Annotated in this window: 21 protein-coding genes and 1 tRNA gene; 16 read left to right on the forward strand and 6 right to left on the reverse strand. The window is 60.4% G+C overall.

Annotated elements, in window-relative coordinates:
* Nucleotides 1-7: 7 nt before the first annotated feature.
* From phrB to IHQ43_RS24400, 8 genes are read left to right on the forward strand one after another with little or no spacing between them, the layout of a single operon-like run.
* Complete coding sequence (gene phrB, locus IHQ43_RS24365; RefSeq protein ID WP_192562380.1) at nucleotides 8-1,453, forward strand: deoxyribodipyrimidine photo-lyase; 1,446 nt, start codon at nucleotides 8-10, stop codon at nucleotides 1,451-1,453.
* On the forward strand, nucleotides 1,446-1,868 hold the full coding sequence (locus IHQ43_RS24370; RefSeq protein WP_192562381.1) for a nuclear transport factor 2 family protein: 423 nt from the start codon (nucleotides 1,446-1,448) through the stop codon (nucleotides 1,866-1,868). The genes phrB and IHQ43_RS24370 overlap by 8 nt, the downstream gene beginning before the upstream one ends.
* Nucleotides 1,865-2,647, forward strand: coding sequence for an SDR family NAD(P)-dependent oxidoreductase (locus IHQ43_RS24375; RefSeq protein WP_192562382.1), 783 nt, complete (start codon nucleotides 1,865-1,867; stop codon nucleotides 2,645-2,647). Before IHQ43_RS24370 ends, IHQ43_RS24375 begins: the two co-directional genes overlap by 4 nt.
* Nucleotides 2,644-3,891, forward strand: coding sequence for an NAD(P)/FAD-dependent oxidoreductase (locus IHQ43_RS24380; protein WP_192562383.1), 1,248 nt, complete (start codon nucleotides 2,644-2,646; stop codon nucleotides 3,889-3,891). Before IHQ43_RS24375 ends, IHQ43_RS24380 begins: the two co-directional genes overlap by 4 nt.
* A complete protein-coding gene (locus IHQ43_RS24385) occupies nucleotides 3,888-4,703 on the forward strand; it encodes a DUF1365 domain-containing protein (RefSeq protein ID WP_192562384.1) in 816 nt (271 codons plus the stop codon). Before IHQ43_RS24380 ends, IHQ43_RS24385 begins: the two co-directional genes overlap by 4 nt.
* The gene (locus tag IHQ43_RS24390; RefSeq protein WP_192562385.1) at nucleotides 4,690-5,964 is read left to right on the forward strand and encodes an SAM-dependent methyltransferase; all 1,275 of its coding nucleotides are present in this window, start codon (nucleotides 4,690-4,692) and stop codon (nucleotides 5,962-5,964) included. The genes IHQ43_RS24385 and IHQ43_RS24390 overlap by 14 nt, the downstream gene beginning before the upstream one ends.
* Complete coding sequence (locus tag IHQ43_RS24395; protein WP_192562386.1) at nucleotides 5,957-6,448, forward strand: DUF2878 domain-containing protein; 492 nt, start codon at nucleotides 5,957-5,959, stop codon at nucleotides 6,446-6,448. Before IHQ43_RS24390 ends, IHQ43_RS24395 begins: the two co-directional genes overlap by 8 nt.
* Nucleotides 6,449-6,500: 52 nt before the next feature.
* Nucleotides 6,501-6,806, forward strand: a complete 306-nt coding sequence (locus IHQ43_RS24400; protein ID WP_011335918.1) for a YkgJ family cysteine cluster protein — start codon at nucleotides 6,501-6,503, stop codon at nucleotides 6,804-6,806.
* Nucleotides 6,807-6,861: 55 nt separating this feature from the next.
* On the opposite strand, the gene IHQ43_RS24405 is transcribed toward IHQ43_RS24400, so the two are convergent.
* From IHQ43_RS24405 to hemA, 6 genes are all read right to left on the reverse strand, one after another.
* The gene (locus IHQ43_RS24405; protein ID WP_192562387.1) at nucleotides 6,862-7,380 is read right to left on the reverse strand and encodes an acyloxyacyl hydrolase; all 519 of its coding nucleotides are present in this window, start codon (nucleotides 7,378-7,380) and stop codon (nucleotides 6,862-6,864) included.
* A gap of 112 nt (nucleotides 7,381-7,492) precedes the next feature.
* The gene (gene murI, locus IHQ43_RS24410; RefSeq protein WP_192562388.1) at nucleotides 7,493-8,284 is read right to left on the reverse strand and encodes a glutamate racemase; all 792 of its coding nucleotides are present in this window, start codon (nucleotides 8,282-8,284) and stop codon (nucleotides 7,493-7,495) included.
* On the reverse strand, nucleotides 8,277-9,032 hold the full coding sequence (locus IHQ43_RS24415) for a molybdopterin-synthase adenylyltransferase MoeB (RefSeq protein ID WP_192562389.1): 756 nt from the start codon (nucleotides 9,030-9,032) through the stop codon (nucleotides 8,277-8,279). Before IHQ43_RS24415 ends, murI begins: the two co-directional genes overlap by 8 nt.
* Entirely contained in the window at nucleotides 9,026-9,856 is an 831-nt protein-coding gene (gene prmC, locus IHQ43_RS24420; RefSeq protein ID WP_007951712.1) for a peptide chain release factor N(5)-glutamine methyltransferase, read from the reverse strand. The genes IHQ43_RS24415 and prmC overlap by 7 nt, the downstream gene beginning before the upstream one ends.
* The gene (gene prfA, locus IHQ43_RS24425; protein WP_192562390.1) at nucleotides 9,857-10,939 is read right to left on the reverse strand and encodes a peptide chain release factor 1; all 1,083 of its coding nucleotides are present in this window, start codon (nucleotides 10,937-10,939) and stop codon (nucleotides 9,857-9,859) included. It abuts the gene before it with no gap.
* The gene (gene hemA / locus IHQ43_RS24430) at nucleotides 10,936-12,222 is read right to left on the reverse strand and encodes a glutamyl-tRNA reductase (protein WP_007951716.1); all 1,287 of its coding nucleotides are present in this window, start codon (nucleotides 12,220-12,222) and stop codon (nucleotides 10,936-10,938) included. Before hemA ends, prfA begins: the two co-directional genes overlap by 4 nt.
* A gap of 182 nt (nucleotides 12,223-12,404) precedes the next feature.
* Between hemA and IHQ43_RS24435 the strand changes: the two genes are divergently transcribed.
* The 8 genes from IHQ43_RS24435 to ychF all read left to right on the forward strand — a co-directional run bounded on the left by IHQ43_RS24435 (nucleotide 12,405) and on the right by ychF (nucleotide 19,329).
* Nucleotides 12,405-14,129: a tetratricopeptide repeat protein gene (locus IHQ43_RS24435; protein ID WP_192562391.1), complete on the forward strand. Its 1,725-nt coding sequence runs from the start codon at nucleotides 12,405-12,407 to the stop codon at nucleotides 14,127-14,129.
* A 3-nt stretch (nucleotides 14,130-14,132) separates the two neighbouring features.
* A complete protein-coding gene (lolB, locus tag IHQ43_RS24440) occupies nucleotides 14,133-14,750 on the forward strand; it encodes a lipoprotein insertase outer membrane protein LolB (protein ID WP_007951721.1) in 618 nt (205 codons plus the stop codon).
* A gap of 3 nt (nucleotides 14,751-14,753) precedes the next feature.
* A complete protein-coding gene (gene ispE, locus IHQ43_RS24445; protein WP_192562392.1) occupies nucleotides 14,754-15,605 on the forward strand; it encodes a 4-(cytidine 5'-diphospho)-2-C-methyl-D-erythritol kinase in 852 nt (283 codons plus the stop codon).
* Nucleotides 15,606-15,642: 37 nt separating this feature from the next.
* Nucleotides 15,643-15,717, forward strand: a tRNA-Gln gene (locus IHQ43_RS24450).
* A 47-nt stretch (nucleotides 15,718-15,764) separates the two neighbouring features.
* Nucleotides 15,765-16,706 carry a ribose-phosphate pyrophosphokinase gene (locus IHQ43_RS24455; RefSeq protein ID WP_003171603.1) on the forward strand — a complete coding sequence of 314 codons (942 nt, stop codon included), beginning with the start codon at nucleotides 15,765-15,767 and terminating at the stop codon, nucleotides 16,704-16,706.
* 141 nt (nucleotides 16,707-16,847) lie between these two features.
* Entirely contained in the window at nucleotides 16,848-17,450 is a 603-nt protein-coding gene (locus tag IHQ43_RS24460) for a 50S ribosomal protein L25/general stress protein Ctc (protein WP_007951725.1), read from the forward strand.
* Between the two features lie 171 nt (nucleotides 17,451-17,621).
* Nucleotides 17,622-18,206: an aminoacyl-tRNA hydrolase gene (gene pth / locus IHQ43_RS24465; RefSeq protein ID WP_192562393.1), complete on the forward strand. Its 585-nt coding sequence runs from the start codon at nucleotides 17,622-17,624 to the stop codon at nucleotides 18,204-18,206.
* Between the two features lie 22 nt (nucleotides 18,207-18,228).
* Nucleotides 18,229-19,329 carry a redox-regulated ATPase YchF gene (gene ychF / locus IHQ43_RS24470; protein WP_007951727.1) on the forward strand — a complete coding sequence of 367 codons (1,101 nt, stop codon included), beginning with the start codon at nucleotides 18,229-18,231 and terminating at the stop codon, nucleotides 19,327-19,329.
* Nucleotides 19,330-19,383 lie beyond the last annotated feature (54 nt).

Genomic DNA, 19,383 nt, shown 5'->3' on the forward strand with positions numbered 1-19,383 from the left:
GACCGACATGCAATTGATCTGGCTGCGCAGTGACCTGCGCCAACATGACAACACCGCCCTCGCGGCCGCCGCCGAGCGTGGCCCGACCGTGGCCGTGTACCTGTTGAGCCCGCAGCAATGGCAGGAACATGACGACGCGCCCTGCAAGATCGATTTCTGGCTGCGCAATCTGCGTGAATTGAACAAAAGCCTCGGCGACCTGAATATCCCGCTCTTGATCCGCACCGCTGCGCGTTGGGACGAGGCACCGACGGTGCTGCTCGAACTGTGCCGGCAACTGAAGATCGAGGCGGTTCACGTCAACGAGGAATACGGCATCAACGAAAGCCGTCGCGATGCCGCCGTTGCCGAGGCCTTGCAGGCGGCAGGCATAACCTTCCACAGCTACCTCGACCAATTGCTGTTCAAGCCCGGCAGCGTACTGACCCGAACCGACACTTACTTTCAGGTGTTCAGCCAGTTCCGCAAGGTCTGCTACGAGCGCCTGCACCGCTCGATGCCGTCACTGAAACAAGCACCGGGCAAACAGTCAGCGCTGAATATCGACAGCGATCCCGTCCCAGCAGCCATCGAAGGATTCCCGACACCCGGCGAATCCCTGCGCGCCCTGTGGCCCGCCGGTGAAGCCGAAGCCCGACGTCGCCTCGACACGTTCGCCGATGCGCAGATCGACTACTACAAAAGCGAACGCGACTTCCCGGCCAAACCCGGCACCAGCCAGCTCTCGGCCTATCTGGCCGCCGGTGTGATCTCGCCGCGCCAATGCCTGCACGCTGCCCTGCAAAGCAATCAGGGCGAGTTCGAAAGCGGCAAGGTCGGGGCTGTCACCTGGATCAACGAGCTGCTGTGGCGCGAGTTCTACAAACACATCCTTGTCGGTTATCCGAGGGTTTCACGACATCGCGCGTTCCGCCCGGAAACCGAAGCCCTGGCCTGGCGCCACGCCCCGGAGGATCTGACCGCCTGGCAAGAGGCCCGAACCGGCTTGCCGATTATCGATGCCGCCATGCGCCAACTGCTGGAAACCGGCTGGATGCACAACCGTCTGCGGATGGTGGTGGCGATGTTTCTGACCAAGAACCTGCTGATCGACTGGCGCGAAGGCGAGCGTTTTTTCATGCGCCACCTGATCGACGGCGACCTGGCGGCGAACAATGGCGGCTGGCAGTGGAGTTCATCGACCGGCACCGATTCGGCGCCGTACTTCCGGATCTTCAATCCGGTCAGCCAGTCGGAAAAATTCGACAGCGAAGGCCTGTTCATCAAGCACTGGTTGCCAGAGCTGGCCGGGCTGAACAAGAAAGAAGTCCACAACCCGTCCAGTGCCGGCGGGCTGTTCGGTGTGGCGGACTATCCGGCACCGATCGTCAATCTGAGCACCTCCCGGGAACGGGCGCTGGCAGCGTTCAAGAACCTGCCGTCACGCGCGTCGCAAGGAGTGAGCGATGAGTGAATTTCTGCGCGGTTTCGCCCAGCGGTTTGCGCAGTTGAACAAAGACAACTTGCGCAACCTGGACGAACTGTACAGCGAGAACATTCATTTCACCGATCCACTGCACGAAGTGCAGGGGCTGACGAACCTGCGCGGTTACTTCAGCGAGTTGTACGCCAACGTCAATGAACTGCGCTTCGATTTTCACGGCTTCGACCAGATCAGCGAAGGCGAAGGCTATTTGCGTTGGGTCATGAGCTATCGCCACCCGCGTCTGAGCGGTGGGCAAGTGATCCGTGTCGCCGGCTGCTCGCACCTGCTCTGGCGCGACAAGGTTTACCAGCATCGGGATTACTTCGATGCCGGAGCACTGCTTTATGAACATTTACCCGTATTGGGTCGGGTGATCGCCTGGCTGAAAAGGAGATTGGGATGAGTCGTACAGCTCCACGGCGTTACTGGTTGACCGGTGCCAGCAGTGGCATCGGTGCAGCATTGGCAGAAGAAATCCTCAAGGCCGGTGCACATCTGGCAGTCAGTTCCCGCCAGGTCGCACCGCTCAAGGTGTTGTCGCAACGTTATCCGGGGCAAGTGCTGGTGGTGCCCGGCGATCTGACCAACAGTCAGACCGTGCGCGAGATCGGCGAGCAAATTGCTGCGGACTGGGGCTCGCTGGATACCGTGATCCTTAATGCCGGCACCTGCGAATACGTCGATGCCCATCAATTCGACGCCTCGATCATCGAGCATGTGGTGCGCACCAACCTGCTCGCCAGCAGCTATTGCATCGAAGCCGCGCTGCCCTTGCTGCGCAAAGGGACGGCACCGCATCTGGTGGGCATGGCCAGTTCGGTGACCTATGTGCCGCTGCCTCGCGCCGAAGCCTATGGCGCATCAAAGGCCGGATTGCGTTATCTGTTCGAATCCCTGCGCATCGACCTGGCCGACGAAGGCATTGAAGTCACCGTGATCAGCCCCGGTTTCGTCGAGACACCGCTGACCGCCAAAAATGATTTCCCGATGCCGCTCAGTTGGCCTGTGGAAAAAGCCGCGCGGCATATCTTCGCCAAGCTTAAGGATCGACCTCTGGAGATCGCCTTCCCCGCACTGTTCATGGCGGTCCTGTGGCCTTTGTCGAAAATGCCCGCACGCGTACAACTGGCGATTGGCAAACGCATGGTGCGCAGCAGCCCTCCGCTCAGGGATCCAATGTGAGAATCGCCATCGTCGGCACCGGCATCGCCGGTTTGACCTGCGCTTACCTGCTCGCACGCCGACACGAGATTACCGTGTTCGAAGCCGACGCCCGGGTCGGCGGCCACACGCACACGGTGCCGGTGACGATGGAGGGGCGCGAGTACGCGGTGGACACCGGCTTCATCGTGTTCAACGACTGGACGTATCCGAACTTCATTCGCTTGCTTGGACAGTTGGGCGTCACGTTCAAGCCCACCGAGATGAGTTTTTCGGTCAACGATCCGGACACAGGCCTGGAATACAACGGCAACAACCTCAACAGCCTGTTCGCCCAACGCAGCAATCTGTTGTCCCCCGGATTCTGGGGCATGCTGCGCGATATCCTGCGGTTCAATAAAGAAGCCCGGCGCGACCTCGCCGAACAGCGGATCGCCGCCGACACCACCCTGGACGATTACCTCAAGGCCGGCGGTTACGGCGAGCGTTTCATCCTGCATTACATCGTCCCGATGGGCGCGGCGATCTGGTCGATGCCGATGGCCGAGATGCTCAATTTTCCGCTGCAATTCTTCGTGCGTTTTTTCGAGAATCACGGGTTGCTGTCGATCAGCAATCGGCCGCAATGGCAGGTGATCGAGGGCGGCTCCAGTGCCTACATCACTCCGCTGACGGCGTCGTTCAAAGAGTGCATCCGCCTGAACTGTCCGGTAAAACGGATCGATCGCGACGAGCACGGCGTGGCTATCCACAGCCCGGCCGGCATCGAGCGCTTCGATAAAGTGGTGCTGGCCTGTCACAGCGATCAGGCGCTGCGATTGCTGGGTAATCCCGGTAATGCCGAACGGGAAATCCTCGGTGCCCTGCCCTATGCCGACAACGAAGTGGTGCTGCACACCGACACCCGTCTGCTGCCCACTCGCAAACTGGCGTGGGCCAGCTGGAATTATCGCCTCGGCGGTGCCGGTCATACCCAGGCTGCCGTGACCTACGACATGAACATCCTGCAAGGCATCCAGAGCGACACCACGTTCTGCGTCAGCCTCAACCAGAGCGCCGGCATCAGTCCGTCGAAAGTGCTGGCCCGCTTCACCTACGCCCACCCGCAATTCAGCCTCGCGGCGGTGGCGGCGCAACGGCGCTGGGCCGAACTGGACGGCGTTCAACATACACACTATTGCGGTGCTTACTGGGCCAACGGCTTTCATGAGGACGGCGTGGTCAGCGCCCTGCGCGTGGCCGCGTCATTCGGAGAAAGCCTGTGAACAGCGCACTCTACAGTGGCTGGATCGCCCATCGGCGATTCTCCCCTCGCCGCCATGAATTTCGTTACCGGATCGGGCTGCTGTACCTCGATCTGACTGAACAGGAGGCTGTACTGGGCCTGTCCAGGCTGGCAGGTTCCAGCCGCTTTGCGCCGTTTTCATTTCGCGAAACCGACTACCTGAAAACCTTCACCGGCCGGGGCATCTCCCTGAGCGATGCGGTGCGCCAGTTGGTCGGCGAATCCCTGGGCCATGCGCCGCAAGGCTCGATCTGCCTGCTGACCCAGCCGCGCAGCTGGGGCCTGTCGTTCAACCCGGTGAGTTTTTTCTATTGCCACGAGGCCGACGGCCAACTGGCGGCGATTCTCTGCGAAGTCAGCAACACCCCGTGGCGTGAGCGTTATCACTACGTGCTTCCAGCCAGAGCGCCGACCCATCTGCAGGATTTCCACCAGCACTTCGCCGTGGCCAAGGCGTTTCATGTGTCGCCATTCCTGCCGCCGGATCTGGAATACCGCATGAGTTTCAGCCCTGCCGCGCAGACCCTGGGCGTGCACATGGCCGACTGGCAGGGCGAGCAGAAACTGTTCGACGCCACCCTCGACCTGCAACGCGAACCCCTTGACCGACGCCATTTGCACCGGCACCTGTGGCGCTTTCCCTGGATGACCGCCAAGACCGCGTTGGCGATCTATTGGCAGGCGCTGCGCCTGTTGCTCAAGCGCACTCCGGTATTTGCCCACCAGCGCGCCGACGACCGTTTTCGAACCGCCACCGTACCGACCGAGGAACGCCACCATGAAATCCACTAGCGTCTCGGCCAGAGCCAGTAGCCTGCTAAGCCCCCACGGACTGAGCGGTTCGCTGCTGCGCCGGGGAGTACTGCGCCAGCTGGAGCAGCTCAAGCATGGCCAACTGATCGTCATCGAGGACGGCGAACGCCACGTCTTCGGCACACCGGGCAGTGCACTGGTGGGCGAGATTCAGGTACTGGATCCGGCCGTCTGGGGCCTGGTCGCCGGCAACGGTTCGATCGGTGCCGGTGAGGCTTTTATTCATGGCTATTGGCGTTCTCCGGACCTGACGGCGGTGGTGCGGGTTTTCGTCAGCAACCTTGAAGTGCTCGACGGAATGGAAGGTGGCCTGGCCCGGCTCGGTCGGCCACTGGTGCGCGGGCTGCACTGGCTCAACCGCAATACGCGCAAGGGCTCGCAGAAAAACATCGCCGCGCATTACGACCTCGGCAATGACCTGTTCGAGCAGTTTCTCGACCCGACCATGATGTATTCGGCCGCGCAGTTTCTCAGCCCCGACGACAGCCTGGAGCAGGCGCAATTGAACAAACTGGAGCGGATCTGCCAGAAACTCGCGCTCAAGCCCGGCGACCATCTACTGGAAATCGGCACTGGCTGGGGTAGCATGGCGCTTTACGCGGCGCAGCATTACGGATGTAAAGTCACCACCACCACGTTGTCGAAGGAGCAGTTCGCCTTCACCGCCGCGCGCATCGAACGCCTCGGTTTGCAGGATCAGGTGACGCTGCTGCTCAAGGACTACCGCGACCTCACCGGCCAGTACGACAAACTGGTGTCGATCGAAATGATCGAGGCCGTCGGCCACCGCTTTCTGCCGACCTACTTCAAACAGTGCGCGCACTTGCTCAAGAGCAACGGCCTGATGCTGCTGCAAGCGATCACCATCCGCGAACAACGCTACGAGCAGGCGCGCCGTGGAGTGGACTTCATCCAGCGTTACATTTTCCCCGGCGGCGCCCTGCCCTGCGTGCAGAAAATGCTCGAGATCGTCAGCCGCGACACCGACATGAACCTGTTGCACATGGAAGATTTCGGCCTGCACTACGCCCGCACCCTGCGCCTGTGGCACGAGAACTTTCGCCATGCTCACGGCCGTCTGACCGAACTGGGCTATGACGATTACTTCCTCAGGTTGTGGGAGTTCTACCTGTGTTACTGCGAGGGCGGATTCCTCGAACGCACCATCGGCACCGCACAACTGGTGCTGGCCAAACCGGCGGCGATGACCGCGCCTTTGCTGGGCCGTTTCGATGCTTGAGCGGTTGACCAACGCAGCACTGTTCCAGATCGGCTGGCTGGCCTGCGTGCTTGGCGGCAATAGCCTGTGGTTGCTGCTGGCGCTGGCGGTGCTCGTGATTCATCTGTGCTGGATCAGCAGTTGGGCGCAGGAAGGCCGGCTGATGCTCAGCGTGGTGATCATCGGCACGGTGGTGGACAGCATGCTGCGGGGCCTTGGGGTTTTCGAGTTCAAGGATCTGTCGCCGCTTATTCCGTTGTGGCTGATGTTGTTGTGGGCGTTGTTTGCCACGACTTTGCGCCACTGCCTGCAATGGAGCGCGAGACCGTGGTGGCTGGCCAGTCTGCTCGGCGCGGCAGGTGGCGCGCTGTCCTATGGCGCCGGCGGACGACTGGCCGGCGTGCAGTTTCCTTTCGGTGAGCGCCCTACCCTGGTCGGCATCGCGCTGCTGTGGGCGTTACTGTTTCCGCTGCTGCACCAATTGTCCCGGCGGCTGGCGCGCTAAACGTCTGTCAGGCCTTTCACACGCTCATCGGTCACTGCCGTACACTGGCGCCATGAAAACCATTCCCCACCGGCAAATCGCCGAACCCGTGGTCACCTGCTCGACCTGTGCAGCCTGCTGCTGTCAGCTCGAAGTGATGTTGATCACCGACACCGGCGTGCCCGAGCGTTTTATCGATACCGACGATTGGGGTGGAGAGGTGATGCTGCGTCTGGACGACGGCTGGTGCGCAGCGCTGGATCGCGACACGATGATGTGCACGATCTACGAGAAGCGCCCGCTGATCTGCCGTGAGTTTGAAATGGGCGCGCCGGAATGCATCGACGAACGCCAGGGGATTGCCACGGCGTATCGCTGAACACAAAAAAGGAGCGCCTGGCGCTCCTTTTTCATGGGGCTGACTTTCTGGGGGCTTATAGCGGCATCGTGTAATGCAGCGAGTAGCTTTCTACCCCGTCGTTGTTGCTGCTCAGGCCGGCGTTGGAATAGTGCGTCGCACGGATCCCGACTTCATGCCCGCCATTGAAGCGCAGGCCGAAACCGAAACGGTCTTCGAACTGGAAGGCGCCACCCAGCTTGTTGTCCTCGTACTCGGTATTGGAGAACAGCGCCACGCCGATCCCCGCCTCGACGTAGGGTTTGACCGACTGACCGGCGAACTCGTAAACCAACACCGGCGAGAACGACAGGCTGTTGTTGCCGGAGGTCTTGTCACCTTCCCAATAGGTGTAGGCGCCGCTCCAGTAACCGGTCAGGCGACCGACATCACTTTGCAGCCAGCTCTTGTCCCAATCGAAATTCATGCCCAGGCGATAAGTCATCGTCGAATCGCTGGTAGCACCCACTGCAAACTCGACGCCAGCAGCTTGTGCGGTAAAACTTTGCCCCATCAGTGCAGCCGCAATCGCGGCCAAGCAGAATAGTCGCTTCACGTTGAAACTTCCTTTTCCGGAACGATCGTTTGGTTTTCTAGGTCACTCTGCGCTATAGAAATCCGCGCTTGGTCAGAAGTTCAGCTGACTTTTTAGATATTTCACATTTTTTTTACAAGGTGAATTTTTCGACGTCGCCATCGACTTGGCCCAGCAAGACCAAGGTCTTGCGCAAAGACGCGGGATCGGCGCTGGTCCAGAATCTGACCGGTCGGTTCGGCCCTTCGGCGAGCAGATCCCGCTCGGCCAGCAGCCGCTGCAATTGGCGCGCTACCGCCGCGCCCGTATCGATCAGGCTGATGCTCTCGGGGATCATCGACTTGAGCATCGGCTTGAGAAACGGATAGTGGGTGCAGCCCAGGATGATCGTGTCGCAACCGTTGGCCAGTAGCGGATCGACGTAGTGCTTGAGCAATGCACGCAACTCGGGGCTGTGCAGATCGCCGCATTCAATCCGCTCGACCAGTCCGGGGCACGGTTGAGTGATGACACGCACATCGGTGGCAAAACGATCGAGCAGCGCTGCAAACTTTGCACTCTGCAAGGTGCCGGTGGTGGCGAGTACTCCCACCACGCCGCTGCGGGTGGCGGCCGCGGCCGGTTTGACCGCCGGCTCCATGCCGACAATCGGCCACTCGGGAAAGTCCCGGCGCAGATCGGCGACGCCGGCCACGGTCGCGGTGTTGCACGCGATCACCAGCGCCTTGGCGCCCTGCTCGCGGAAAAAGCCGGCCATCACGCTGCAACGCTGGCGGATGAATTCCGGGGTTTTCTCGCCATAAGGAATGTGGCCGCAATCGCCGAGATACAGCAGCGATTCATTCGGTAGCAGTTGCTGGATTTCCGCCAGCACCGACAGACCGCCGACGCCGGAATCGAAGACGGCAATCGGCGCTTCACGCATGCTGCGAACCACAGACGCTGCAACCGGGGTCGCGCTTGACCCGCAGCTCACGGAATCGCGAGCCCAGTGCATCGATCAACAGCAGACGACCCACCAGTGGCTCGCCGAAACCCGCCAATAACTTCAGGGCTTCCAGCGCTTGCAGGCTGCCGACCAGACCGACCAGCGGCCCGACCACGCCGGCTTCGCTGCACGTCAGTTCGGCCTCGCTGCCGTGACCATACAGGCAGTGGTAGCACGGGCTCTCGGCGCGACGCGGGTCGAACACCGAGAGTTGACCTTCGAGGCGGATCGCCGCGCCACTGACCAATGGTTTACGCGCAGCCACACACGCAGCGTTGACCGCCTCGCGGGTGGAGAAATTGTCGGAGCAGTCGAGTACCAGATCCACCGCGGCCACGGCCGCAGCGAGGGAATCCTCATCCAGTGCCTGACGATGGGGCACCAGTTTGATTTCAGGGTTGATTGCGCCCAAGCGCTTGAGCGCCGAGTCAACCTTGGTCAATCCGACGCTGTCAGTGTCGTGGATGATCTGGCGTTGCAGGTTGGTCAAATCGACCGTGTCGAAATCCGCCAGATGCAATTCACCGACACCCGCCGCTGCCAGGTACAACGCCACCGGCGCACCGAGACCACCGAGGCCGATGATCAATACCCGGCTGTCCTTGAGCTTCAACTGGCCATCGATGTCGATGTGTTGCAGCAGGATCTGCCGACTGTAGCGCAACAATTCCTGATCATTCAGCACGGCAGGCGCCCCAGGCTGATCCGTTGATGGCCGCCCAGATCGGTGCGACTGTGGACTTCTTCAAAACCTTGCGTCAGCAGCAGATCGCGCACAGCTTCGGCTTGATCATAGCCGTGTTCGAGCATCAGCCAGCCACCGGCCTCCAGATGGGCTGGCGCCTGGGCGATGATCAGACGCAGATCGTCGAGCCCGTCGATGCCGGCCACCAAGGCGCTTTCCGGCTCGAAACGCACATCGCCTTCCACCAGATGCGGATCGGCGGCGCGAATGTACGGCGGGTTGCTGATGATCAACTCGAAACGCTTGCCTTCAAGGGCGCTGAACCAGTGGCTGCTCAGAACTGTGGCGTTGTTCAAGTGCAGGCGCTGGCGATTGCGCTCGGCCAGGGCCACGGCTTCCAGCACGCGGTCCACGGCGGTGACTTTCCACGCCGGGCGCTCGCTGGCCAGTGCCAGGGCAATCGCCCCGCTACCGGTGCCGAGGTCGAGGACTTTGGCCGGAGTCGCTGGCAGCAATTCCAGTGCGGCTTCCACCAGCAGTTCAGTGTCCGGGCGCGGGATCAGCGTGTGCGGCGCGACTTCCAGATCCAGCTTCCAGAAACCCTGCTGACCCAGAATGTAGGCGACCGGCTCGCCGCTGCGACGACGTTGCAGGTACTCGGCGAAAACCAAAGCGGCTTCGCTCGGCACGATGCGCTCGGGCCAGGTGTGGAGAAAACTGCGCGACTTGCCCAGCGCAGCGGCCAGAAGCAATTCGGCGTCCAGACGCGCGGTGGGCGAATCCGGCAGTTCGGCGGCGCGCAACAGGCTGGCGATGATGGTCATTTACTCACCTATCGCTGCGAGTTGGTCAGCCTGGTATTCGGCCAGCAACGGTTCGATCACCGCTTCGACGCCACCGGCGAGGATTTCATCGAGGGAATACAGGGTCAGGTTGACGCGGTGGTCGGTAACCCGGCCCTGGGCAAAGTTGTAGGTGCGGATACGCTCGGAGCGGTCACCGGAACCCACCAGCAATTTACGTTCGCTGGCGATGGCGTTGGCCGCCGCAGCAGTCTGCTGATCGTTGAGCTTGGCCGACAGCCAGGCCATCGCCCGGGCGCGGTTCTTGTGCTGGGAACGTTCTTCCTGGCACTCGACAACGGTGCCGGTCGGTATGTGGGTGATGCGGATCGCCGAATCGGTGGTGTTGACGTGCTGACCACCGGCCCCGGAGGAGCGGTAAGTGTCGACGCGCAAATCCGCCGGGTTGATCTCGATGGCTTCACGCTCGTCCGGCTCGGGCAGTACCGCCACGGTGCAGGCCGAGGTGTGGATACGGCCCTGGGATTCGGTGGCGGGTACACGCTGTACGCGGTGCGCGCCGGATTCGAATTTCAGCTTGCCGTAAACGTTGTCGCCTTCGATGCGGGCGATGACTTCTTTATAGCCGCCGTGTTCGCCCTCGTTTTCCGAGAGGATCTCCACCCGCCAGCCACGCCGTTCGGCGTAACGCGAGTACATGCGGAACAGATCGCCGGAGAAGATCGCCGCCTCGTCGCCACCGGTGCCGGCGCGAATTTCGAGAAACACGTTGCGCCCGTCGTTGGGATCCTTGGGCAGCAACATGCGTTGCAGGTCGGATTCCAGCGTGACCAGCAATTCCTTGGCTTCGCGGACTTCTTCCACGGCCATTTCACGCATGTCCGGGTCGCTGTCCTTGAGCAGTGCCTGCGCGCCTTCAAGATCGCTTTGTACGCCGAGCAGCTTTTTATAGCCTTGTACCACTGGCTCAAGTTCGGCGTATTCCTTGGAATAGGCGCGAAATTTTGCTTGATCAGAAATCACTTCGCCGTCGCCGAGCAGCGCGGTCAGTTCCTCGAAACGGTCCTGGAGAACATCCAGCTTATTGAGCAGTGACGCTTTCATTGCGGTTTTTTATCCGAAAAGCTATCCGGTGAGCCCTCGAGGGCAAAGAGTTCCTGAGCCATGGCCAGCGCATCGAGGCGGCCTTCGGCAGAAAGCTTTTTCAACTGCACGCTCGGGGCGTGCAGGAGTTTGTTGGTCAGGCCACGGGCCAGTTGCCCGAGCACGTCTTCGGCGTTGCCGCCGTTGGCCAGCAGGCGCAGGGCCTTTTGCAATTCTTCGTCGCGCAGGCGTTCGCTCTGTTGACGATAGGCCTTGAGCACGTCGACCGCCGCCAGCTCGCGCAGGCGCACCATGAAATCGTCGGCACCGACTGAAACCATCTCTTCGGCCGCCTGCGCTGCACCCTGACGGCTCTTGAGGTTTTCGGCGACCACTTCGTGCAGATCGTCGACGCTATAGAGGTAAACGTCGTCGAGTTCGCCGACTTCCGGCTCGATGTCACGGGGAACAGCGATGTCGACCATGAAGATCGGCTTGTGCTTGCGCAGCTTCAGCGCGCTTTCCACCGCGCCTTTACCGAGGATCGGCAACTGACTGGCGGTAGAGCTGATGACGATGTCGCTGCGCACCAGTTCGGCCGGGATGTCCGACAGCAACACCGCGTGAGCGCCGAACTGTTCGGCCAGCAGGCTGGCACGCTCCAGCGTCCGGTTGGCGACCACGATGCGCTTGACCCCGAGCTCATGCAGATGGCGGGCGACCAGGGTGATGGTCTCGCCGGCGCCGATCAGCAGGGCCTGGCTGCGTTGCAGGTCGCTGAAAATCTGTTTGGCCAGGCTGACGGCGGCAAACGCCACGGATACCGGGTTTTCGCCGATAGCCGTGTCGGTGCGCACTTGCTTGGCGGCATTGAAAGTCGCCTGGAACAGTCGCCCCAGCAGCGGCCCTATGGTGCCGGCCTCGCGGGCCACGGCGTAAGCCGATTTCATCTGGCCGAGAATCTGCGGTTCGCCCAGCACCAGCGAGTCGAGCCCGGAGGCGACGCGCATCATGTGACGAACTGCCGCATCATCTTCATGCACATAAGCGCTCGCGCGCAGCTCATCGAGGCTTAAATGGTGATAGTCGGCCAGCCAGCGCAGCACGATATCGGCCGAAAGCTGATCCTGTTCTATATACAGCTCACTGCGATTGCAGGTGGAGAGGATCGCAGCTTCGCGGCTGTCGGTGAGTCGGCAGAGCTGCTGCAAGGCCTCCACCAGCTGCTCAGGGGTAAAAGCCACGCGCTCGCGGACGTCTACTGAAGCAGTCTTGTGGTTGATACCGAGTGCAAGGAAGGCCATTCAAAGTCGCTGATGGTGACGTGAAGCCGGCAATTGTCCTACTTCGTCAGATTCAGAACAACTACCGCTGACTATTGTCCCAATTATCGGCCCCTATAATGGCCACAATCGAGACTCGGTTATGTTTGGCCGAAGGCTTGTGTCATGATGATCCGACCGCAGGTTAGTCGTCCTCTTCCTATATGAATAGATCTTCCGCGTTGCTCCTCGCTTTTGTCTTCCTCAGCGGCTGCCAGGCCTTGGCCCCCGTGTCGCAGGACGGTGCCTCACCGGTCGAAGACACCACGCCGGCCCCTGAAAAGCCCAAGGTTTACAGCTCGTTCAGCCAGGAAACCGTGTTCAGCCTGCTGAGCGCCGAACTCGCCGGCCAGCGCAATCGTTTCGACATTGCCCTGGACAACTACGTGACCCAGGCGATCAACACTCAGGATCCGGGCGTTTCCGAGCGTGCGTTCCGCATTGCCGAGTACCTGGGCGCCGACCAGCCGGCCCTCGATACCGCGCTGATCTGGGCGAAAAACGCCCCGAACGACCTCGAAGCGCAACGCGCGGCCGCCGTGCAACTGGCCCGCGCCGGGCGTTATGACGACTCGATGGTCTACATGGAGAAAGTCCTGCAGGGCAAGGGCGACACCCATTTCGACTTCCTCGCGCTGTCGGCCGCCGACACCGATCAGGAAACCCGCAACGGCCTGATGAAAAGCTTCGATCGCCTGTTGCAGCGTCACCCGAACAACAATCAGCTGATTTTCGGCAAGGCCCTGCTGATGCAGCAGGATGGCGACACCCAAGGTGCGCTGACCCTGCTCGAAGACAATCCGCCGGAAGACGGCGAGATCGCTCCGATTCTGCTGCGCGCGCGCCTGCTGCAAGGGCTGAACCGTGGTGACGAAGCCTTGCCGCTGCTGCAGAAAAGCATCAAGAAATACCCGGACGACAAACGCCTGCGCCTGACCTACGCGCGGATGCTGGTGGAACAGGACCGGATGGACGACGCCAAGGTCGAGTTCTCCACTCTGGTTCAGCAATACCCGGAAGATGACGAACTGCGTTATTCCCTGGCACTGGTCTGCCTGGAAGCCAAGGCCTGGGACGAGGCCAAGGGTTATCTGGAAGACCTGATTGCTCGGGAAAGCCACGTAGACTCGGCGCACCTGAACCTGGGCCGCATCGCTGAAGAACGCAATGATCCGCAAGGCGCGCTCATCGAGTACGCCCAGGTCGGTCCCGGCAACGACTATCTGCCGGCGCAACTGCGTCAGGCCGATATTCTGATGAACAACGGCAAGACCGCCGAAGCCCAAAGCAAACTGGCCGCCGAGCGTGACGAGCAGCCGGATTATGCGATCCAGCTGTACCTGATCGAAGCCGAAACCCTGTCCGCCAACAATCAGGGCGACAAGGCCTGGAAAGTCCTGCAACAAGCGTTGCAGCAGTACCCGGACGATCTGAACCTGCTTTACACCCGTGCGATGCAGGCGGAAAAACGCAATGATCTGGCGCAGATGGAAAAAGACCTGCGCCTGATCATCAAGCGCGATCCGGACAACGCCATGGCCCTCAACGCCCTCGGCTACACCCTGTCCGACCGCACTACCCGCTACGCTGAAGCCAAGGCGCTGATCGAGCAGGCGCACCAGATCAACCCGGAAGACCCGGCTGTTCTCGACAGCCTCGGCTGGGTGAACTTCCGCATGGGCAATCTGGAAGACGCCGAGAAATACCTGCGTCAGGCCCTCGAGCGCTTCCCCGATCACGAAGTCGCCGCGCATCTGGGCGAAGTGCTGTGGGCCAAAGGCAAGCAGCGCGAAGCGAAACAAATCTGGGGCAAGTTCCTCAAGGACCAGCCTGACAGCACCATCCTGCGCAGCACCATCAAGCGCCTGACCGGATCCGAGACTCTTTAACTCATGTTTTTGCGCCACGTCATAGTTTTCAGCTTCATCGCCCTGCTCGCCGGTTGCGCGGGCTTCGGCGCCCGTGAATCGGTCGAGGGCCACGGCAATCCGGCACAGTGGGCCGCGAACAAACAACACCTGACCGGCCTCGATGGCTGGCAGATCGACGGCAAGATCGGCATCCGCGCCCCGAAAGATTCGGGCAGCGGCACGCTGTTCTGGCTGCAACGCCAGGATTACTACGACATTCGTCTGTCCGGCCCGCTGGGCCGTGGCGCGGCGCGCTTGACCGGTCGCCCGGGCGCGGTGTCGCTGGAAGTGGCGAATCAGGGCCGTTATGAAGCGCCGACTCCGGAAGCGCTGGTCGAAGAGCAACTGGGCTGGAAACTGCCGGTCTCGCATCTGGCCTGGTGGGTTCGCGGCCTCCCGGCACCGGACAGCAAAAGCCGTCTGACCCTGGACGGCAACAGCCGTCTGGCCAATCTGGATCAGGATGGCTGGCAGGTCGAATACCTCAGCTATGCCGAGCAGAACGGTTACTGGCTGCCCGAGCGGATCAAGCTGCACGGCACCGATCTGGACGTGACGCTTGTCATCAAGACCTGGCAACCGCGCAAGTTGGGGCAATAACGCATGACCGCTCCACGCCTCACTTTGCCTTCGCCGGCCAAACTCAATTTGATGCTGCATATTCTCGGTCGCCGGGAAGACGGTTATCACGAGTTGCAGACGCTTTTTCAGTTCCTCGACTACGGCGACGAAATCACCTTCGCCGTGCGTGACGATGGCGTGATTCGCCTGCACACCGAATTCGACGGCGTGCCCCACGACAGCAACCTGATCGTGCGCGCGGCGAAAAAACTGCAGGAACAATCCGACTGCTCGCTCGGCATCGACATCTGGATCGACAAGATCCTGCCGATGGGCGGCGGCATCGGTGGCGGCAGTTCGAACGCGGCCACCACCCTGCTCGGCCTCAATCATTTGTGGCAACTGGGTTGGGATGAAGATCGCCTGGCTGCACTGGGCCTGACACTGGGCGCCGACGTGCCGGTGTTCGTGCGTGGCCATGCAGCTTTCGCCGAAGGTGTCGGCGAGAAACTGACCCCGGTCGAGCCCGCCGAACCGTGGTATGTCGTACTCGTCCCGCAAGTCTCTGTTAGTACGGCAGAAATTTTTTCAGATCCATTGTTGACACGTAACACGCCGCCCATTAAAGTGCGCCCCGTTCCCGAGGGAAACAGTCGAAATGACTGCTTGCCGGTGGTATCAAGGCGTTATCCAGAAGTACGTAACGCATTGAATTTGTTAGGTAATTTTACCGAAGCAAAACTCACCGGAACTGGAAGTTGTGTGTTTGGGGGCTTCCCAAGCAAAGCTGAAGCTGATAAAGTCTCGGCCCTTCTGACAGAGACCCTTACAGGGTTTGTAGCGAAAGGAAGCAACGTTTCGATGTTGCATCGCAAGCTGCAAAGTCTGCTCTAAAGGAACCAAGTGCCCGGCACTTGCAAGCAACAGATACAGGGGCGTCGCCAAGCGGTAAGGCAGCAGGTTTTGATCCTGCCATGCGTTGGTTCGAATCCAGCCGCCCCTGCCATTTTCCTATACTCATCCAGGTATACCCTCAGCCTTCAGGTACTGCGCGTGTCCAAGATGATGGTCTTTACGGGGAACGCTAACCCCGATCTGGCTCGGCGTGTCGTACGTCAGCTGCATATCCCTCTCGGTGACATCTCTGTCGGTAAGTTTTCCGACGGCGAAATTACAGCCGAGATCAATGAAAACGTTCGTGGTAAAGACGTCTTCATTATTCAGCCGACTTGCGCTCCGACCAACGATAACCTGATGGAACTGGTAGTGATGGCTGATGCCTTCCGCCGCTCCTCGGCTACTCGTATCACTGCTGTTATTCCTTATTTTGGTTATGCCCGTCAGGATCGCCGTCCGCGTTCCGCACGTGTGGCTATCAGCGCGAAAGTCGTTGCTGACATGCTCACCGTAGTCGGCATCGACCGTGTTCTCACGGTTGATCTGCATGCTGACCAGATTCAGGGTTTCTTCGATATTCCGGTAGATAACATCTACGGCTCCCCGGTTCTGGTGGATGACATCGAAGATCAGCGCTTCGAGAACCTGATGATCGTGTCCCCGGACATTGGTGGCGTCGTGCGTGCACGTGCCGTTGCCAAATCCCTGGGCGTGGATCTCGGGATCATCGACAAACGCCGTGAGAAAGCTAATCACTCTGAAGTGATGCATATCATCGGTGATGTCGAAGGGCGTACCTGCATTCTGGTCGATGACATGGTCGATACCGCCGGCACTCTGTGCCACGCGGCCAAGGCCCTGAAAGAGCATGGCGCAGCCAAGGTCTTTGCCTACTGCACACACCCTGTGCTGTCGGGTCGGGCCATCGAGAATATCGAAAATTCCGTGCTGGACGAGCTGGTGGTCACTAACACCATCCCGCTGTCCGCTGCAGCACAAGCCTGTGCACGTATCCGTCAACTGGATATCGCACCGGTTGTTGCCGAAGCGGTTCGCCGCATCAGCAATGAAGAATCGATCAGCGCGATGTTCCGTTAAGGGCCCTGCCCTTCTCGAAATGTCTCGTTGACGAAAAGCGCCCCGCCCCGGCATTCCTGCCGGGGCGGGGCTTTTTTGCCCATACCGTGTTCGGCGCTGGTCGCAAACGCCACTCGGTCATGGCTATTTTGGAGATACAAAATGAACGATTTTACTCTGAATGCTGAAGCGCGTTCCGACCTGGGGAAAGGTGCGAGCCGCCGCCTGCGTCGTCTCGCCGCCCTGGTTCCAGCTGTTGTATACGGTGGCGACAAAGCCCCTGAATCCATCAGCATGCTGGCCAAAGAAGTTGCCAAACTGCTCGAAAACGAAGCTGCCTACAGCCACGTTATCGAACTGAACGTTGGTGGCACCAAGCAAAACGTGATCATCAAAGCTCTGCAACGTCACCCGGCCAAAGGCCACGTGATGCACGCTGACTTCGTACGCGTTGTAGCTGGCCAGAAACTGACCGCTATCGTTCCTGTGCACTTCATCAACGAAGCTGCTCCAGTGAAGAAAGGCGGCGAAATCTCGCACGTTGTTGCCGAGATCGAAGTTTCCTGCCTGCCAAAAGATCTGCCTGAGTTCATCGAAGTCGACCTGGCTAACGCTGAAATCGGCACCATCGTTCACCTGTCGGACCTCAAAGCTCCTAAAGGTGTCGAGTTCGTTGCTCTGGCACACGGCGATGACAAGGCTGTTGCCAACGTCCACGCTCCACGTGTTGCTCCAGAAGCTACCGAAGAAGGCGCAGCAGAGTAATTCACTCTGTCATGCCTGAGTGAGCAGGTAACATCGCGGGCTGGAACGTAGCGAGAAAGCGGGCGGGAACGCGGAGTTTACATCCATGGTAAATGAGCATTTTTCGTCCACTTTCGCCGCCTTCCCGGATCGCGGCGATGTTATCCACCACTCAAAGGAAGGGCCCCTATCGTGACTGCCATCAAACTGATCGTTGGCCTGGGAAATCCAGGCGCTGAATACGAGCAGACCCGGCATAACGCAGGGGCCTTTTTTGTTGAGCGTATCGCCCACGCACAGAACGTGAATCTCGTGGCCGATCGCAAGTATTTCGGCCTGACCGGGCGTTTTTCGCATCAGGGTCAGGACGTTCGTCTGCTGATTCCCACCACCTACATGAACCGCAGCGGCCAGGCCGTGGCGGCACTCGCCGGTTTCTTCCGCATCAAGCCTGAAGAAATCCTCGTGGCGCACGACGAACTCGACTTGCCTCCGGGCGTTGCCAAGCTCAAGCAGGGCGGCGGCCATGGCGGTCACAACGGGTTGCGCGACATCATTGCGCAACTGGGCAATCAGAATACGTTCCACCGCCTGCGGCTTGGCATCGGCCACCCGGGCGTCGCCAGTATGGTTTCAAATTTCGTCCTGGGTCGTGCGCCACGCGCCGAACAGGAAAAACTCGATGCCAGCATCGACTTTGCCCTCGGCGTGCTGCCGGATATCCTCGCCGGTGAATGGAACCGCGCGATGAAAAACCTGCACAGCCAGAAGGCCTGACTCTAATCCGAGGGGAAACACCATGGGATTCAATTGCGGCATCGTCGGCCTGCCTAACGTCGGCAAGTCCACCCTGTTCAACGCCCTGACCAAATCCGGGATCGCGGCCGAGAACTTCCCCTTCTGCACCATCGAGCCGAACAGCGGCATCGTGCCGATGCCGGATCCGCGTCTGGACGCTCTGGCGGCCATCGTCAATCCGAAGCGCATCCTGCCGACCACCATGGAATTCGTCGACATCGCGGGCCTGGTTGCCGGCGCCTCGAAAGGTGAAGGCCTGGGCAACAAGTTCCTGGCCAACATCCGCGAAACCGACGCGATCGCTCACGTCGTGCGCTGCTTCGAAGACGAGAACGTGATCCACGTTTCCAACAGCGTCGACCCGAAGCGCGACATCGAAATCATCGATCTGGAACTGATCTTCGCCGACCTCGACAGCTGCGAGAAGCAACTGCAGAAAGTCGCGCGCAACGCCAAGGGCGGTGACAAGGACGCGGTGGCCCAGAAGGCCCTGCTGGAACAATTGATCCCGCACTTCAGCGAAGGCAAGCCTGCACGCAGCCTGATGAAGAACATGAGCGCCGACGAAAAGGCGATCATCAAGGGCTTCCACCTGCTGACCACCAAACCGGTCATGTACATCGCCAACGTCGCTGAAGACGGTTTCGAGAACAACCCGCACCTGGACGTGGTCAAGGCCATCGCCGAAGAAGAAGGCGCCATGGTCGTTCCGGTCTGCAACAAGATCGAAGCGGAAATCGCCGAGCTGGACGACGGCGAAGAGAAAGACATGTTCCTCGAGGCCCTGGGCCTGGAAGAGCCTGGCCTGAACCGCGTGATCCGCGCCGGTTACGAAATGCTGCACCTGCAGACCTACTTCACCGCCGGTGTCGAAGAAGTCCGCGCCTGGACCGTCCGCGTCGGTGCCACCGCACCACAAGCCGCCGGCGTGATCCACACCGACTTCGAGAAAGGCTTCATCCGCGCCGAAGTGATCGCCTACAACGACTTCATCCAGTACAAGGGCGAAGCGGGCACCAAGGAAGCCGGTAAATGGCGTCTGGAAGGCAAGGACTACATCGTCAAGGACGGCGACGTAATGCACTTCCGCTTCAACGTGTAAAAGCTGCACCCAAGAAAAAGCCGCGTTTGATACGCGGCTTTTTTGTGCCTGACA

The organism is Pseudomonas gozinkensis (assembly GCF_014863585.1).
GTDB classification, from domain to species: domain Bacteria; phylum Pseudomonadota; class Gammaproteobacteria; order Pseudomonadales; family Pseudomonadaceae; genus Aquipseudomonas; species Aquipseudomonas gozinkensis.

Excerpts from the sequence above, each read along its gene's own strand:
- phrB (WP_192562380.1), top strand. The coding sequence starts at position 8 with ATGCAATTGATCTGGCTGCGCAGTGACCTGCGCCAACATGACAACACC.
- IHQ43_RS24370 (WP_192562381.1), top strand. The coding sequence starts at position 1,446 with ATGAGTGAATTTCTGCGCGGTTTCGCCCAGCGGTTTGCGCAGTTGAAC.
- IHQ43_RS24375 (WP_192562382.1), top strand. The coding sequence starts at position 1,865 with ATGAGTCGTACAGCTCCACGGCGTTACTGGTTGACCGGTGCCAGCAGT.
- IHQ43_RS24390 (WP_192562385.1), top strand. The coding sequence starts at position 4,690 with ATGAAATCCACTAGCGTCTCGGCCAGAGCCAGTAGCCTGCTAAGCCCC.
- IHQ43_RS24395 (WP_192562386.1), top strand. The coding sequence starts at position 5,957 with ATGCTTGAGCGGTTGACCAACGCAGCACTGTTCCAGATCGGCTGGCTG.
- IHQ43_RS24400 (WP_011335918.1), top strand. The coding sequence starts at position 6,501 with ATGAAAACCATTCCCCACCGGCAAATCGCCGAACCCGTGGTCACCTGC.
- murI (WP_192562388.1), bottom strand. The coding sequence starts at position 8,284 with ATGCGTGAAGCGCCGATTGCCGTCTTCGATTCCGGCGTCGGCGGTCTG.
- prmC (WP_007951712.1), bottom strand. The coding sequence starts at position 9,856 with ATGACCATCATCGCCAGCCTGTTGCGCGCCGCCGAACTGCCGGATTCG.
- prfA (WP_192562390.1), bottom strand. The coding sequence starts at position 10,939 with ATGAAAGCGTCACTGCTCAATAAGCTGGATGTTCTCCAGGACCGTTTC.
- hemA (WP_007951716.1), bottom strand. The coding sequence starts at position 12,222 with ATGGCCTTCCTTGCACTCGGTATCAACCACAAGACTGCTTCAGTAGAC.
- IHQ43_RS24435 (WP_192562391.1), top strand. The coding sequence starts at position 12,405 with ATGAATAGATCTTCCGCGTTGCTCCTCGCTTTTGTCTTCCTCAGCGGC.
- lolB (WP_007951721.1), top strand. The coding sequence starts at position 14,133 with ATGTTTTTGCGCCACGTCATAGTTTTCAGCTTCATCGCCCTGCTCGCC.
- ispE (WP_192562392.1), top strand. The coding sequence starts at position 14,754 with ATGACCGCTCCACGCCTCACTTTGCCTTCGCCGGCCAAACTCAATTTG.
- IHQ43_RS24460 (WP_007951725.1), top strand. The coding sequence starts at position 16,848 with ATGAACGATTTTACTCTGAATGCTGAAGCGCGTTCCGACCTGGGGAAA.
- ychF (WP_007951727.1), top strand. The coding sequence starts at position 18,229 with ATGGGATTCAATTGCGGCATCGTCGGCCTGCCTAACGTCGGCAAGTCC.